At 72.8% G+C, this 15,772-nt stretch carries 14 protein-coding genes; 10 read left to right on the forward strand and 4 right to left on the reverse strand.

The window, feature by feature from the left end; genetic code table 11:
- Window positions 1-120: 120 nt before the first annotated feature.
- Both ACIRRH_RS38155 and ACIRRH_RS38160 read left to right on the forward strand, forming a co-directional pair.
- Window positions 121-1,488, forward strand: a complete 1,368-nt coding sequence (locus ACIRRH_RS38155; RefSeq protein ID WP_403076924.1) for a hypothetical protein — start codon at window positions 121-123, stop codon at window positions 1,486-1,488.
- Between the two features lie 278 nt (window positions 1,489-1,766).
- On the forward strand, window positions 1,767-3,251 hold the full coding sequence (locus ACIRRH_RS38160; RefSeq protein WP_403076926.1) for a cation:proton antiporter: 1,485 nt from the start codon (window positions 1,767-1,769) through the stop codon (window positions 3,249-3,251).
- Between the two features lie 48 nt (window positions 3,252-3,299).
- Here ACIRRH_RS38160 and ACIRRH_RS38165 read toward each other — a convergent pair whose 3' ends face one another.
- Window positions 3,300-4,046, reverse strand: a complete 747-nt coding sequence (locus ACIRRH_RS38165; RefSeq protein WP_403076928.1) for a DUF4118 domain-containing protein — start codon at window positions 4,044-4,046, stop codon at window positions 3,300-3,302.
- A 329-nt stretch (window positions 4,047-4,375) separates the two neighbouring features.
- On the opposite strand from ACIRRH_RS38165, the gene ACIRRH_RS38170 reads away from it, so the two are divergent.
- Window positions 4,376-6,190, forward strand: coding sequence for an APC family permease (locus ACIRRH_RS38170; protein WP_403076931.1), 1,815 nt, complete (start codon window positions 4,376-4,378; stop codon window positions 6,188-6,190).
- Between the two features lie 1,133 nt (window positions 6,191-7,323).
- Here ACIRRH_RS38170 and ACIRRH_RS38175 read toward each other — a convergent pair.
- On the reverse strand, window positions 7,324-8,283 hold the full coding sequence (locus tag ACIRRH_RS38175; protein ID WP_403076934.1) for a pirin family protein: 960 nt from the start codon (window positions 8,281-8,283) through the stop codon (window positions 7,324-7,326).
- 95 nt (window positions 8,284-8,378) lie between these two features.
- On the opposite strand from ACIRRH_RS38175, the gene ACIRRH_RS38180 reads away from it, so the two are divergent.
- The 5 genes from ACIRRH_RS38180 to thrS all read left to right on the forward strand — a co-directional run bounded on the left by ACIRRH_RS38180 (window position 8,379) and on the right by thrS (window position 13,317).
- Window positions 8,379-8,867, forward strand: coding sequence for a carboxymuconolactone decarboxylase family protein (locus ACIRRH_RS38180; protein ID WP_403076937.1), 489 nt, complete (start codon window positions 8,379-8,381; stop codon window positions 8,865-8,867).
- A gap of 199 nt (window positions 8,868-9,066) precedes the next feature.
- A complete protein-coding gene (locus ACIRRH_RS38185) occupies window positions 9,067-10,314 on the forward strand; it encodes a serine hydrolase domain-containing protein (RefSeq protein WP_403076940.1) in 1,248 nt (415 codons plus the stop codon).
- Between the two features lie 132 nt (window positions 10,315-10,446).
- A complete protein-coding gene (locus ACIRRH_RS38190) occupies window positions 10,447-10,998 on the forward strand; it encodes a GNAT family N-acetyltransferase (protein WP_403076943.1) in 552 nt (183 codons plus the stop codon).
- A 58-nt stretch (window positions 10,999-11,056) separates the two neighbouring features.
- On the forward strand, window positions 11,057-11,815 hold the full coding sequence (locus tag ACIRRH_RS38195; protein ID WP_403076946.1) for a leucine-rich repeat domain-containing protein: 759 nt from the start codon (window positions 11,057-11,059) through the stop codon (window positions 11,813-11,815).
- 224 nt (window positions 11,816-12,039) lie between these two features.
- Window positions 12,040-13,317, forward strand: a complete 1,278-nt coding sequence (gene thrS / locus ACIRRH_RS38200; RefSeq protein ID WP_403076949.1) for a threonine--tRNA ligase — start codon at window positions 12,040-12,042, stop codon at window positions 13,315-13,317.
- A 140-nt stretch (window positions 13,318-13,457) separates the two neighbouring features.
- Here the strand turns inward: thrS and ACIRRH_RS38205 are convergent, their stop codons facing one another.
- On the reverse strand, window positions 13,458-13,868 hold the full coding sequence (locus ACIRRH_RS38205; RefSeq protein WP_403076952.1) for a VOC family protein: 411 nt from the start codon (window positions 13,866-13,868) through the stop codon (window positions 13,458-13,460).
- A gap of 81 nt (window positions 13,869-13,949) precedes the next feature.
- Between ACIRRH_RS38205 and ACIRRH_RS38210 the strand changes: the two genes are divergently transcribed.
- Entirely contained in the window at window positions 13,950-14,426 is a 477-nt protein-coding gene (locus ACIRRH_RS38210) for a MarR family winged helix-turn-helix transcriptional regulator (protein WP_403076955.1), read from the forward strand.
- A gap of 44 nt (window positions 14,427-14,470) precedes the next feature.
- On the opposite strand, the gene ACIRRH_RS38215 is transcribed toward ACIRRH_RS38210, so the two are convergent.
- The gene (locus ACIRRH_RS38215) at window positions 14,471-15,097 is read right to left on the reverse strand and encodes a C40 family peptidase (protein ID WP_403076958.1); all 627 of its coding nucleotides are present in this window, start codon (window positions 15,095-15,097) and stop codon (window positions 14,471-14,473) included.
- Window positions 15,098-15,323: 226 nt separating this feature from the next.
- Here ACIRRH_RS38215 and ACIRRH_RS38220 point away from each other — a divergent pair, with 226 nt between their 5' ends.
- On the forward strand, window positions 15,324-15,746 hold the full coding sequence (locus ACIRRH_RS38220; protein ID WP_403076960.1) for a RidA family protein: 423 nt from the start codon (window positions 15,324-15,326) through the stop codon (window positions 15,744-15,746).
- Window positions 15,747-15,772 lie beyond the last annotated feature (26 nt).

Genomic DNA, 15,772 nt, shown 5'->3' on the forward strand with positions numbered 1-15,772 from the left:
ACGGTCGCGCCGGAGACGGCGCGACAGGAGACTGTCGTATCACTCCCCGGGCCGCGCGCCCCCCGTCACCGGTCCGGCCGCTCCTGGCACGGCCGGGCCTGGTGGAAAACCCCGCGCCTGGTGCGCGGGCTCACCGGGCTCTGCCTGTTGGCGCTGATCGCCGCCGGCACGGTGACCGCCACCGTCCTGGGCGGGGCCCGGGACGAAACGGACGTCATCGGTCACCAGGCCGCCCCGCAGGTGGTGCGCTCGGCCGACCTCTACTTCGCGCTCAACGACATGGACGCCCAGGCCGCCAACCTGCTGCTGCTCGGCGCCGACCCGAACTACGCGGCGCTGCACCAGGAGACCCTGGACACCTACGAGCAGCGGCGCACCCAGGCCGACGCCGACCTGCAGCGCGTCGCGGAGGCCGTGGCCGGTGATGCGGCCGGACAGCGGGCCGTGCAGACCGTCATCGGTGAACTCGGCCGCTACGAGGCCCTGGTGGCCCGTGCCCAGTTGCTGGAGGACCAGGCCCACGCTCCGGCGGGCCGCCCGCCGGCGGACGCCCTCGCGACCTACCGGCAGGCAACCGACCTCCTGCGCCAGCGCCTGCTGCCAGCCGTCGACGAGGTGACCAAGGCCAACGCTTCCGTGGTGGAGCGCAACTACACCGACCAGCGCGACGCCCTGGCCGGTGGCTGGTGGGGGATCCTGGCCACCGGTCTGCTCGCCCTGGTCGCGCTCGGGGTGCTGCAACGGCTGCTCATGGTGCGCTTCCGTCGGCTGGTGAACGTCCCGTTGGCCGTCACGAGCCTGCTCGCCCTCGCCGAACTGGTCACCGCGCTGACGCTGACCTCCCGGGCGGACCATCAGCTGGTGGTCGCCAAAAGCAACTCCTTCGACTCGGTGATCGCCCTCAGCCGGGCCCGTGCGGTGGCGTACGACCTCAACGCGGACGAGAGCCGCTACCTGACCGACCCGTCCCGGGCGGCCGCCTACGAGCAGAGCTTCCTCGACAAGACCCAGGCCTTCGCGCGGGTCGACGGCGCCACCCTCACCACGTACGACGACAGACTCGCAGCGGCGGCCGACCGGCACCGGGCCGACCACGGCCAGGTGGACTTCGGTGGATACCTCGGCGACGAACTGCGCAACATCACCTTCGCCGGTGAACAGGACGCGGCGGAACGGGTGTTGACCGCCTTCCAGCAGTACCAGCGGGACGACCGGAAGATCCGCGAGCTCAACACCCAAGGGCGGCTGAAGGAGGCCCTGACCTTCGATACCGGTCTCACCCCCGGCCAGTCCAACGCCGACTTCGGGGTACTCAGTGCCGCCCTGGACGACGACCAGGCCATCAATCAGCGCGCCTTCGACGGCGCCGTCGCCGCCACGGATGACGACCTCGACGCCACCACCGCCGGTCTGGGCGCGGCGGCGCTGGCGGCGGCGCTCGCCCTGACCGCGCTGGGAGTACGGCCGCGGCTGCGCGAGTTCGCCTGATCGGCGACGTGGGCCGCCGAGGTCCGGCTCTCCTGCGTCCGCCACCCGCCGTCGGAGGAGCGCGGCGAGTGACCATCAGCGGGGCGCGGGCAGAGAGAGACAGGCACGCCCTGTTCGCACCGCTTGCGCCCCGACGCCCCGTGGTTCCGTCTCTGCCCATCTCTGCAAATGCCCCGATAAGATGACCGCGGGTGTGCCGGGAAGTCTGGTCGGCGCGGGGATGACTGCGGCGATCGGCGGCAGTGACCCCGATTCCTGCGATGGGGTCCTTTCCACCGATGCACGTTGTGGCGATCGTTCTCGTCCTGGTGGTTCTGGCCACGACCGTGGCCACCTTCGCCCGGCGCCTGCGCGTTCCCGCGCCCTCGTTGCTGGTCCTGGCGGGCATCGGCGTGGCGCTGATACCCGGCGTTCCCGCGCTGCGTGTTCCCCCGCAGATCATCGGCATGGTGGTGCTGCCGCCGCTGTTGTACGCCTCCGCCGAGGAGCTGTCGCTGCGGGACCTGCGCACGGTGTGGCGGCCGGTCACGATCCTGTCCTTCGGCCTGGTCTTCGCCTCCGCTGCCGCCGTCGGTTTCACGGCCGTCACCGCGCTCGGGCGCCGCCTGGCGTTGCCAGGACGCGTCCAGGTCCTGGTGCAGGCGGAGAGCCTGTTCAACGACGCCACCTCGCTGGTGCTGTTCAAGGTCGCCGTCGGCATCGCGGTGGCCGTAGGCGCCTCGGTGAGCCTGCCGGCGACGGGCGGGGAGTTCCTGCTGCTCGGAGGGGGCGGCAGCGCGGTCGGTGCTGTCATCGCGGGCCTGGTCTGGCTGGTGCGCCGCCGCACCACCGACCCGGTGCTGGAGACGGTCATCGCGCTGGTCACCCCGTATGCGGCGTACGTGCTCGCGGAGTCCGTGTACACCTCCGGTGTCACCTCGGTCGTGGTGGCCGGTGTGCTGCTGGGCCGCTCAGGACACCGGCTCACCGACGCCCACAGCCGGCTGCAGCTGCACGCCGTGTACGCGGTGGTGGTGTTCCTGCTGGAGAGCGTCGTGTTCAGCATCGTCGGCCTGGAACTGCCGACGCTGGTGCGGGACCTGCCGGCCGGTACCGGCTGGTGGCCGCTGCAGGCGCTCGCGCTGGCGGCGGTGCTGATCGCGGTGCGGGTGCTCTCCACGCTGCCACTGACTCGCGCCGTCAAGCCCAGCCAGGGCCGGGGCCGACTGTGCTGGCGGGTCGCCGGAGTGGTCACCTGGGCCGGCACCCGGGGCGTCATGCCCCTGGCCGCCGCCCTGTCCATCCCCCTGGTCACCGACGACGGGACGAAACTCGCCGGACGGCCGCTGATCCTGGTGCTCACCACCGCCGTCGTCGTGTTCACCCTGGTCGTCCAAGGCCTGACCCTCGCCGCCGTCGTCAACCGCTCCGGCCTCGCCCTCGAACCCGAGCACACCGCCCGCGAGGAGGACGACGCCCGCGACGCCCTCAACCGGGCCGCCCTCGACCACATTGAGCACCTTGCCGAACTGGAGGCCCTACCGGACACCGCCCTCGACCGGGTGCGCCGCGCCCTCACCGCCCGCCTCGACCGCACTCCCGAGGCCCCCGACGGCACCACCGCCGACGCCGCCTACCGTCAGCTGCGGCACGAGGTCATCGCCGTCCAGGGCACCGAACTGCATCGGCTCTACGACGAGCACCGCATCAGCGACACCACCCGCCGCCGCCTCCAGCACGACCTCGACCGGGAGGAGGCGGCGCTCGGCCTTGTGGGCCGCTGACGCGGGGGCCCGGTGCGGGCCGTTCGGTGGCCTGGGCGAACGGCCCGGCTACTCGCGTGTCGGCGTCTGGGCCGTGTCCAGGGCGGAGCCGACCTGGTCGGCGAGGGTCACCGCGACCAGGCGCGCCTGGAGCGACGGCTTGGTGCCCGGGGTCGGGCTCATCATGAACCGGCCGTAGTACCGGCCGTTGCCGAACGCCCGGAGCTCGATCTCCTCCTCCGGCATGCCGTGCTGCCCGACGTCCAGGGTCCGGGAGCCGGTCACCACCGAGCCGTCCTGCTCCAGGCGCGGCGGGTGCCCGGTCAGCTTTCCGTGCTCGAAGCGGCAGCCGCGCAGTTGGAGAAGATCGACCAGCTGGCGGGCGACGTGGTCCACGAGGCCGGCGGAATCGCGGCGCTGGGCGATCGCCGCCGCCTCGTGGAGCTGTTCCAGGTAACGGGCGTCCGTGATGGCGACCACTTCGAGACGGCGGGCCCGGGCGGCCAGCTGGGAGACGGCGAGCCCGACCAGCAGGAGCAGCACCGCGGTCCTGACGTCGGCGGACTTGGTGATCGAGAACGTCTGGTACGGCATGGTGAAGAAGAAGTCGTACCAGAGGGCGGCGGACAGCGCGGCAAGGGCGCCGGCCAAGCGGTTCCCCAGCGCCGAGACCGCCACGACCGCCACGACCAGGACCAGCGCGACCTCCGTGTTCGATACATGGGACCGTACCGGCACCAGCACGGCCGCGAGGGCGAGCGGGGCGAGCAGGGCCGCGATGACCGCGACCCGGTCGCGGTCCAGGTGGCGAAGCATGGAACACCTCCAGATCCTGTCTACCAGGCGTTTTGCCCGCCCGCGCCCGGAGGCCGCCCGGCCGCCGGCGCGGAGGACGACGGGCAGGCGGGTGTGCGGCGGTGCACGGTGGAAGTGGCGCTCACCACACCCGATGCCCGACTGTTGCGCGCCTTCTCGGCCGAGCTGTGCGACGAGCACGCCCGGCTACGGCTGCGCTACCTCGAACGCCGGTCCGGTGATATAGGGCCTGCCCGGTGGCGGGAGGCCCGTCGCGCGTCGCGCAGCTCGGCGCGCCGGTCTGCCGCTAGCGTCGGTCCTTTGGGGACGGTCGAGGCGGAGGTCCGGGGATGGCGGCAGGTGCGGCGCCGGGGGACGTGTCCGTTGAGGGGCGCGAACGGGACCGGTTGACGGTCCCTCAAGGGCTCGCCGCGCTCTCGCTGGACGCGATGGCGTCCGTGGCGTACGGTCCCGAGGCGATCGTGCTGGTCCTCGCGGCGGCGGGCGCGCACGGTCTGGGCTTCACCCTGCCGGTGACGGTCGCGATCGTGGTGCTGCTGACCGCGCTGACCGTCTCCTACCGACAGGTGGTCGCCGCGTTCCCGAACGGCGGCGGCGCGTACGCGGTGGCCCGGGCACACCTCGGGCGGCGGGTGAGCCTGGTCGCGGCGGCGTCGCTGGTCATCGACTACGTGCTGAACGTCGCCGTGTCGGTCTCGGCCGGGGTGGCCGCGCTCACCTCGGCGTTCCCTGGGCTGTATCCGGAGCGGGTGGGGCTGTGCGTGGCCGTCCTGGCGCTGATCACCGGCGTCAACCTGTACGGCGTCGCCGAGTCGGCCAGGGCGCTGGTCGTGCCGACCGTCGTGTTCGTCGTGGCGATCTTCGCCGTGATCGCCGTCGGCCTGCTGCGCGCGCACCCGGTGACCGAGCCGGCCCGCGTGGGGGAGGCCACCGAGACCGTCGGGCTGCTCCTGCTGCTCAAGGCCTTCGCCTCCGGGTGCGCGGCGCTCACCGGCGTGGAGGCGATCGCCAACGCGGTGCCGACCTTCCGTACGCCCCGGGTGCGGCGGGCTCAGCGGACCGAGGTCGCGCTCGGCGCGCTGCTGGGGGCGATGCTGATCGGTCTCGCGCTGCTGATCGAGCGGTGGCACGTCGCCCCGAGCAACACCAAGACGGTGCTCGCCCAGCTCACGGACGGCGCCCTGGGCCACAACCTCGGCTTCTACGTCGTCCAGTTCGCCACCATGGCGCTGCTGGCGTTGGCGGCCAACACCTCCTTCGGCGGGATGCCGGTCCTGGCGTCGCTGCTCGCCCGGGACCACCATGTGCCGCACGTTTTCGGCCTGCGGGCGGACCGTCAGGTCTACCGGTACGGCGTGCTGGTGCTGGCGGGTGCCGCCCTGGTATTGCTGATCGGTGCGCAGGGCGACACCCAGGCGCTGGTGCCGGTGTTCGCGATCGGGGTGTTCATCGGGTTCACCATCTCGCAGATCGGTATGGTGCGGCACTGGCGGGCCGAGCGCGGGCCCGGATGGCGGGGCAGGGCCGTCCTCAACGGGGCCGGGGCGGTGCTGACGGCGGCGGCGACGGTGATCGAGCTGGTCGCCAAGTTCGGCGAGGGCGGCTGGCTGGTCTTCGTCGCGGTGGCCGTGTTGGTGGTGCTGTTCGAATCGGTGCACCGGACGTACGAGCGGATCGGCCGGGCGTTGCACATCGGCGAGGTGCCGCCGGCGCCGCGGGAACGGCGCTCGTTGGTGGTCGTCCCGGTCGGCGCGGTGAACCTGCTGACTCGGGAGGCGATCGGGGCCGCGCTCTCCCTCGGCGACGAGGTGCGCGCCGTCACCGTCGTCCACCCGGAGGACACGGACACACCGAGCGTGGAGCGGGTGCGGGAGGAGTGGGAGGCGTGGCACCCGAACGTCCCGTTGACGGTGCTGACCAGCCGGACGCGGTCGCTGACCCGCCCGACCGTCGACTACCTGCGCTCCCTCGCGGCGGAAGAGGACCACGACGAACTGGTGGTGCTGATCCCCGAGATGCACCTGCCCCGCCCGTGGCACCGGCTGCTGCAGAACCAGCGCGGTGCGATCCTCGACCGGGCCCTGCGGCGCCACACCGACGCGGTGATCTGCCGGCTGCGCTTCCGAATCGACATCCCGCGCTGAGCACGCCCGGGTGGTAACGCCGTGTGTGTCGGACCTGGAGGACGGTCCGGCGCACAGGAGGCGATCCTGACGGCCATGAGAGCCCGTAAAGGCCGCTGCCGGTGCCGCCGGGGAGATCTCGTTGATTATGGTCGTGGCCAGCAGTAGACCGCCGCGGAGGCTGGAGGCCGTCCTCCAGATGGCCACCCACTCCGACGGCCGCCTCGCGTCCCCAGGGCGCTGCTGGACTTCGCCCGAGCCCACGACGCCACCCAGCTGGTCCTCGGCACCAGTCGCCGCGGCTGGCTCAGGCGTTTCCTCACCGGCCGGGGCATCGGCGAGACCACCATCGACCTGTCGGGCGACATCGACGTCCTCATGGTCACCCACGAGGCCGCCGTCGGTCACCGGCAGCACCGGCGCGCGGATGGCTCGGTGGGCCGACAGGAGAGCTGACCTCCTGCCCCCGAGGGCGGTGCCACTCCGGGCGCCTCCCTCCGTGGGGGTGGCCGGTTCCCGGACGGTCGATCAGGTCCGTGTCGCACACGTGCACGTCATCTGGGCGGGCACATCGCGCGTTGGCGCGGATCGGCTGGGAACGACACGCGACAGGTCGAATGCTCCAGGATGCCTGCGGTGCGGCTCGCCACTGGGGCGACGCCGTCTGAAGAGAGGGCGGATCACGTCCGGTGTCACGGTCGCCGACCGCTGCCAGGAAGCGCTTGCGGAGCTGTGGGCGGGTGCCCCATGGCGGGCACCCTGCGTTGGTCTTCTCTGAGTGGCTCCGAGGCGGACCCGGCGGTCGCGGATTCTCCTCGGCAAGCCTCGCGGCAGTGCGGTGGAGGTGCTGGTTGGACGGCCTGTGAGGCCACGGACAGTAGCGGCGGGCGTACTGCCGGGTCGACGCCTGCGACATCGAACTGTGTACCCGTCGAGCCGGCCGCCGGGCGACCACTTTCCTGACGATACGTCAGGAAAGTCAGCATCGGGTCAGCATTGGTCCTGCCAGGCGTTGGCGAAGACGGTCAGACCTTGGAAGGCGCCGAAGGCGTGAAAGTGCTCCGAGAGGGTCGGGCCGGCGCCCGGATCGGGTTTCTGGGGTGGGGAGCCGAGCGGGCGCGACCGTCGGCTCCCTGTGAGGGTGAACGCGCAGGTCAGCGCGCGCTCCCGCGCGGCTTCAGGGGGATGCCGGGGAGCTCGGGGGCGGGGAGGCGGTCGCCCGGGTAGCCCTCGACGGCGCCGAAGCGGTCGGGGTTCGCGGAGCTCATCCATTCCTCGCGGGCTCGGGTAATGTCTTCGTGAGACCGCCCGATGAAGTTCCACCACATGACGATCTGCTCCTCGAAGGGCGTGCCGCCGAGCAGGACCAGCCGGGCGTCGGTCCCGCCGGTGTTGGTGAGGGTGAGCGTGCTGTGGCCGGGGGTGACGTAGCCGAGTTCGGCGGGGCGCAGCAGGGTGTCGAGGAGGCGGACCTCGCCGCTGTCGACCAGTAGGCCGTGTTCGAAGGCGGGGTCGACGTCGAGGGTGACGGTGGCCTGCGGGCGCAGGATCAGCTCGGCGCCGAGCAGCGGGGTGAAGGTGGGGACGGGGGAGGTGTCGCCGGCGAGGGTGCCGAGGAAGACCCGTGCCTCGCCGCCGTCGAGGGCGACCAGGCCGGGCACGTGGTGGCGGAAGTCGCGCCCGGTGTGCCGGTGCTCCTCGGGCAGGGCGACCCACAGTTGCACGCCGTGCAGGACGGTGGTGGCCGGGGTGGAGACCTCGGAGTGGGCGATGCCGCGGCCGGAGGTCATCAGGTTGACCTCGCCCGGCCGGACGTACGCGTGCACGCCGAGGCTGTCCCGGTGCTCGATCTCGCCGGTGAACAGCCAGCTCACGGTCTGCAGCCCGGTGTGGGGGTGCGGGGCGACGTCCATGCCGCCGGTGCTCGCGACGTCGTCGGGCCCGTAGTGGTCGACGAAGCACCAGGCGCCGATCATGGTGCGGGAACGCTGGGGCAGGGTGCGGCGTACGGTCATCGCGCGCGGGCCGCCGAGCGGCACGTCCCGGGCGGGCAGGACCTCCACCCGCGGATCGGCGGCGGGCGTCTCGACGAGGTCGGTCTCGGCGGTGCTCACGGTGGGTCCCTCCCGGGGGTGCGTTTAGTTCTATATTCAACTATCATGCCATGGCAGAGTGGCGGGCGACAGCATGATCAGCCTAAGGAGTCCAGGTGAGTGATGTGACGGTGGTCCCGACGGACCAGCGGGTGTTCATTGACAAGCAGAGCCCCCAGGCCTACAAGGCGCTGCTGGCCGCCGCCGAGGCGGCGCGCGAGGCCGCGGCCGTGGCCGGGCTGGACCGCCGGCTGATCGAGCTGGTCAACCTCCGGGTGTCGCAGATCAACGGCTGCGCCTACTGCCTGCACGTGCACACCAGGGCCGCGATCCGCGAGGGCGAGACCACCCAGCGGCTGGGCGTGCTCCCGGCCTGGCGCGACACCGAGGTCTTCAGCGACCGGGAGCGTGCCGCGCTCGGGCTGGCCGAGGCGACCACGGCCCCGGCGGACGCGGCGCTCCAGGAGGCCGCGTACGCCGTGGCGCGCGAGGTGCTGAGCGACGAGGAGATCTCCGCGGCGGTGTGGGTGGCGATCACCATCAACTCCTTCAACCGGGTGTCCATCCTGAGCAAGCACCCGGTCCGCCCCGCGCCGGGCCGGTAGTCGGGCCTGCCGGAGGTTCCCCTCCCGTCCCCGGCCCGGTGGTTGCGGCTGTCGGAGGGCCTCCGCCTTCCGGCGGATGCCCTCCGTTGGCGGGTGTACGACCGGTTCCTCCCGGCGGGGGATGACTGGCCGTCAACGATGCGGTGAGGCTGGGCGACGAGGGCGGGGAGCTGCTCGCCGACGGCGAAGGTGGGGTCGCATGGCACGTCGTACGTTTGTTTCCGCGCTGGTGGGGGCGGTCTGTCTGGCACTGGCCGGGCCGGTGGTCTCGGCGGGTGCGGCCGAGGCCGCCGACGGGCGGCCGGGCACCGACGATCCGCGGGCGGCGGCCCTGCGGGCGCTGACCGATGCCGGCGCGGCCGGGGCGATCGCGGAGGTCAGGGACGGGAAGGGAGTCTGGCGCGGCGCGTCCGGCGTCTCCGACCTGGCCACCGGCGCACCGCTCCGCACGGACGGACGCTTCCGGGTCGGCAGCGTCACCAAGGTGTTCATCGCCACCACGGTGCTCCAGCTGGTCGGGGAGGGGCGGATCGGCCTGGACGACCCGGTCGCGCGGCACCTGCCCGGGCTGGTCCCGAACGGCGACCGCATCACCGTCCGTCAGCTGCTCAACCACAGCTCCGGACTCTGGGACTCCACCAACGAGAAGGGCGGGGTCTTCCCCGACTGGACAGACTCGGCGGCCATCCGGAACTGGCTGGACCAGGGTGGCCTGACCCGGCACATCACCCCGGCCCAGGTGGTGTCCTCCTCGGTGGCGCACGCGCCCAACTTCCCGCCGGGCACCGGGTTCGGCTACTCCAACGTCAACTACACCCTGCTCGGCATGATCATCGAGAAGGTGACCGGGCACGGCTACGCCCAGGAGGTCACCGCGCGCATCCTGCGCCCACTCGGCCTCACCGGCACGTACTTCCCGGGCACGGCCACCGGCATCCGGGGCCCGCACGCGCACGGCTACTGGACGCTGCCCGAGGGCCCCGGCCCGGAGGACCGCAGCGACCGGGACGTGACGGTGGCGAGCCTCACCTGGGCGAACTCGGCCGGCGAGCTGATCTCCACCCTGGGCGACCTGAACCGCTTCGACAAGGCCCTGCTGGGCGGCCGGCTGCTGCCGCCGGCGCTGCTGAAGGAGATGGCCGCGACCGTCCCGATCGAGGCCGGGGGCGTGCCGACCGCGCTGGGTTACGGGCTCGGGCTGGCCGGCTGGCAGCTCTCCTGCGGCCCGGTCTACGGGCACAACGGCTCGGTGCCCGGGTACAGCACCCAGCTGTGGAGCTCGGGTGACCGGCAGGTGTCGCTGTCCGTCACCCCGCGCGGCGACGAGGCTCAGTTCACCGCGCAGATGCAGGCGGAGGCCGGCTTCCTGGAGCAGGCCTTCTGCGGCAGCGGGCAGGGGGCGGGCGGCGCGCCGGCCCCGGCCGGCGTGGTGCCGAAGCTCGGCTGACCCGCCCGCTGTTCCGCCGCCCCACCGCCGGGACTTCGCACCCGGGTTCCGGCGGTGGAGCGGCTGCGGAGTTCCACCCGGTGGCCCGGGTGCGTACGGTGATCCACACATCATCGGAGAGGGGTACGCGCCATGGCGGGAACGGAACAGGGCTCGGAGACGGTGCTGACCACCGAACGGCTGGTGGTGCGTCAGTGGACCATGGCGGACCGGGAGCGCGCCTTCGACATCTACTCCCGCTGGGAGGTCGCCCGGTGGCTCGGCCGGACCCCGCGCGCCATGACCGGGCCCGAGGAGGCCGGGGCCTTCATCGAGCGCTGCCGGCAGCGCTCCGCCGACCCGCGCTACGGCGCCTGGGCGGTCGAGCGGCGCGACACCGGCACCGTCGCCGGCACGGTCCTCCTGGTACCGCTGCCGGACGGGGACGGCGAGATCGAGATCGGCTGGCACCTCCACCCCGACAGCTGGGGCCAGGGCATCGCCACCGAGGCCGCCCGGGCCGCCCTGGCCAAGGGCTTCGCCGACGGCCTGACCGAGATCCGCGCCGTGCTGGCCCTGGACAACATCCGGTCGGCGGCGGTCTGCCGGCGCCTCGGGATGACCAGCGCCGGGCTGACCGACCGCTGGTACGGCCGGCAGCTGGCGGAGTTCCGCATCGGTCCGGCCCAGGGGACGCCGGCATGACGGACGTGACGGACGTGACGGGCATGACGGGTATGACCGACGCGACGGGCGTGATGGGATGACGGACGTGACGGACGTGACGGATGTGACGGACGTGACGCTCAACCTGTGGCGCCAGCCGCTCGGCGAGGTGCCGCCGGAGGTGTGGGACCGCACCGAGCTGACCGTGCTCATTCTCGCCGAGACCGGTATCCGTGAACTCCGGCCCGGAATCGGCCGGTTGACCGGGCTGCGGACCCTCGACCTCGGGCACAACCGGCTCACCGCACTGCCCGTCGAGCTCTGCGACCTCACCGGGCTCGGGGACTTCCTCTACCTGCACGACAACGCGCTGACCGCCCTGCCCGAGGCGCTCGGGCGGCTCACCGTGCTGCGCTACCTCAACGTCGGCGAGAACCCTCTCACCGAACTCCCCTCCACCATCGGAGGATTGGCCTCGCTGATCGAGCTGCGCGCGCAGCACAACCGGCTCACCGCCCTGCCGGAGTCGATCGGCGAACTCGGTGCTCTGCGCGAACTGTGGTTGCGTGGAAACGAGTTGACCGGCTTGCCGGACTCCGTCGGCCGGCTCGCCGAGCTGCGCGAGCTGGAACTCCGGGAGAACGTCCTCACCGAAGTGCCCGCCGTGCTCGCCGGGCTTCCGCAACTGCGCCGCCTCGACCTGCGCGGCAACCGGATCACCGAACTGCCCGACTGGCTGGCCGATCCGGCGGCACTGCCCGCGCTGGAGAAGCTGGACCTGCGGTGGAACGCGGTGCGGCCGTCGGCCCGGCTGCTGACGGCGCTGGCCGCGCGCGGATGCGTGACGCTCTTCTGAGCTGCCGGCTTCTGAGCCGCCGGACTCCGATCCGGAAAGGATCAACACCGGCAGCGCGGAGCTGCTACCGTGGAACGCATGAAGCGCGCTGCACTCGCCACGACGACGCCGGAGAGAGTCCCGGCGCGCTGACTGCTGACCTAGTCCGAAGCCCCGGGGCGAGTGCCCCGGGGCTTCGCCGTTTCCGGACCCACTCGCCCGCAGACCGAGTGGAGACCATCCCCGTGCACGACAACCAGCCCTCGCACGCTCACGTCGCCCATGGCCACGCGGCGCGCGACCACCGCAAGCTCGGCCGCGAACTCGACCTGTTCGACACCGACCCGCTGATGGGCTCCGGCCTGCCGTACTGGCTCCCCGACGGCGCCGCGATCCGGCACTCCCTGGAGGAGTTCATCCGTGGCCGCGAGCGCCGGGCCGGCTACCGCCACGTCTACTCCCCGGTGCTCGGCAAGCGCGAGCTGTACGAGATCTCCGGCCACTGGGCACACTACCGCGAGGACATGTTCCCGCCCATGGAACTGGGTTCCGAGGAGATGGTGCTGCGCCCCAGCCTCTGCCCGCACCACGCGCTGATCTACCGCTCCCGGGCCCACAGCTACCGGGAACTTCCTCTGCGCATGGCCGAGTTGGGCGGCATGTACCGCTCCGAGCTGTCCGGGGTACTGGGCGGGCTGACCAGGGTCCGGGCGATCCAGTTGAACGACGCCCATGTCTTCTGCACCCCGGAGCAGGCGGCCGACGAGGCGGTCGCCGCACTGGAGTTGATCCGCGAGGCGCACCGGGCGCTGGGCGTCGTACCCGTCCGCTACCGGCTCTCGCTGCCCGGCGCCGGCGGCAAGTACGTGGCGGACCCGGCGCTCTGGGAGCGCGCCGTCGCACTGCTCACCGAGGTGCTGGAGCGCTCCGGGGTGCCGTTCGAGGCGGCGGAGGGCGAGGCCGCGTTCTACGGGCCGAAGATCGACGTGCAGATCGCCGACGGCGCCGGGCGCGAGTTCACCCTCTCCACCGTGCAGATCGACTTCCACCAGCCCGAGCGGTTCAACCTGCACTACGTCGGCGCGGACGGCGCCAAGCACCGCCCGGTGATGGTGCACCGCAGCGTGATCGGCAGCGTCGAGCGGGTGGTCGCCCACCTGATCGAGCTGTACGGGGGTGCGTTCCCGGCCTGGCTCGCGCCCGTCCAGGTGGTGCTGCTGCCCGTCTCCGAGGCCGAACTGCCGCAGGCCGAACGGTTCCGGCAGCGCTGTCTGGACCTCGGACTGCGCGCCGAGGTCGCCGGCCCCGAGCACGGCAGCCTCGGTGCCCGGATCCGTGAGGCCCGGCTGGTGCCGTACCAAGGGGTGATCGGGGCCAAGGAGGCCGTGGACGACCGGGTCGCGCTGAGGCTGCGGGACGGCCGCCGGCTGGAGCCGCTGCCGGCCGAGGAGGCGTGGGCGCGGATCGGCGCCCTGGTGGCGGCGTGCGACGCGGAGCTGTGGGCGGACGGCGCCGAGCACTGAACCCGGGGGCGGCCGAGGGTGACTTCGGAGCGACCTGGCCGGCGGACCACACCTCGGTGCCGGTGGAGCCGGTCCGGCCGGGGCGTCCTGTCGACGGCCCGCGCCGCACGAGGCGGAGGTCCCGGTGCGGCGCGGGCCGCTCAGTAGGACTGGAGCTCGATCAAGTGGCCGTCCGGGTCGCGCAGATGGGCACTGCGCAGGTTGGGGCCCCACTCCGGGCGGTCGGTCGCCGGCGCGGCCGGGGTGCCGCCGTGGCGCAGACAGAGGTCGAGGGCGGCGTCCACGTCGTCCACCCGGAGGACCAGCATCGCCGCGTCCTGCGCGGGGGCGGCGGGGTGGGCGGGCAGCTCGGCGGTGCCGAGGGTGGCGGCCATCGCGGAGCGGTCGAAGAGCACCAGGAGGGCCTGGTCGGCGAGGTCCCAGTCGGCGTACGGGCCTTCGGGTGCGCCCTTGACCAGGGTGGCGCCGGTGAGCGGCGGAAGGACCGCGCGGTAGAAGCCGAAGCACTCGGCGAAGCGGGTGACGAGCAGTCGGGGGTACAGGGCGTCCACGGGCGAACTCCTGGCAAGGGGGCGGTAAGGGCCAATTAGTGGGCCTGCACCCACTATAGGGAGAGACCCTAGACTGCCGCCATGGCCTCCGAGAACCCGCACCCCGCTGCCGACCTCCCCCCGACCCTGCTGGACCTCAGCACCTACCTGCTCTCCCGGGTCGGCAAGGCGGCGCGCGGCCGGCTGGCCGAGCGGCTGGCCGAACGCGGCCTGCGGCTCTGGGACATGGCGGTGCTGGCCGCGCTCGCCGACTTCGGCCCACAGGCCCAGCGGGACCTGGTGCGGCGGCTGGCCATCGACCCGAGCGACCTGGCCAAGGTCGCCGACCAGCTCGCCGCCACCGGATACGTCGAGCGCGCCAGGGACCAGGCCGACCGGCGGAGGGTCTCCGTCTCGGTCACCGACGCCGGACTTGCGCTGCTCGCCGAACTGGACGCGCAGGCGCGGGCGGTGCAGGACGAGGTGCTCGCGCCGCTGGACGCGGGGGAGCGGCAGGCGTTGCAGGGGCTGTTGCTGCGGGTGCACCGCGGGATGGGGGAGTGGCGCGGCGGCCTGTGACCGGCCGGCCCGGTGGAGAGGCCGGTGGAGACCCGGCCGGCAGGTCAGCCGGCGGGTTGCCCCGGGCGGCGGGCACCGGCGAACTCGCCCGCCCAGCGCGGGACGTCGAGCACGTTCTCGACCCGGGCGACCAGGGTGCCCGTCCGCTCGGCGTGGATCATCGCGCCCGCGCCGACATGGATCCCGACGTGGTGCAGCGGCGCGTCGGGGCGGGAGAAGAACAGCAGGTCGCCCGGGGCGAGCGCGTCGCGCTCCACCGGAGCGCTGAGGCGGAACTGCGCGACGGTGTAGTGCCCGAGCTCGACGGTGCCCTGGCTGGCCCGGTACCAGCAGTAGAGCGACAGGCCGCTGCAGTCGAAGCCGACCGTCTTCTCGCCCAGGCACACGCCGTCCAGCCAGCCGTTCTGCTCGTCGCAGAAGCCGCGGCTCGCGCCCAGCCGGTCGCCGCCGCCCCAGGCGTACGGCACGCCGAGCTGGCTCGCGGCCACGGCGGCGACCCGGCTGCCCAGCGCCTCGGCCGACAGTGGCGGGGCCGTCTCGGGCGAGGCGTCGGGCGCCGCCTGGGCGGCCGCGCCGAGCGCCGGGACGAGGCCCGCCCCGAGCGCGAGGCCGAGCATGCGGCGCCGAAGGACTCCGGCGGCCTGGTCGCGGCCGGACGGTTGGGGCTCCATGGCGGTGCCTTCCGGTGCTGGAGGTGGTTGGGCGCTCGGGGGTGTGGTGCCGGGCGCAGGCACCAGGATTCCGTCCCGGTGGGCCGGTCCGCCATCACCCGCAACGGTGAATCGCGGACGCACGGGCCGTGAAGCGCAAGGGAGTCGGCCGGTAAATCGTTTGACGGTCGTTCAGGAGTCGCCAACGATGGGCGCGAACGTTCGTTCGGGACCGTTGGAGGGCTGCATGAGCAGTGCCGTCAAGCTGATCCGCACCACGCGGCTGACCAGGGCGGTGGACTACGCCTACGCGGCGGAGGTCGACGCCCCGGCCCGCTCGCTCTGGCTGGCCGGGGCCTGCCCGCTCGACGAGGAGGGCGGGACGGTCGCCGTCGGCGACTACGAGGGCCAAGCCCACCAGGTGATGCGGAACCTGATAGCCGTGCTGGAGGACACCGGTGCGGCCCTCACCGACATCGCCCGCACGACCGTCTACGTGGCCTCCGGCGATCGGGCGGACCTGGTGAAGGTGTGGAACGTCTACCGCGACTACATGGGGGAGCACGACGCTCCGAGCACCCTGCTCGGCGTCACGGTGCTCGGGTACGACGACCAACTGGTGGAGGTGGAGGCCGTGGCCGTGCTGCCTTCCGGGCCTGACCGGACCTGACCGGGGCGGGCATGTCGGCTCACGTC

Source organism: Kitasatospora sp. NPDC101235 (assembly GCF_044767505.1).
Lineage (GTDB): Bacteria > Actinomycetota > Actinomycetes > Streptomycetales > Streptomycetaceae > Kitasatospora.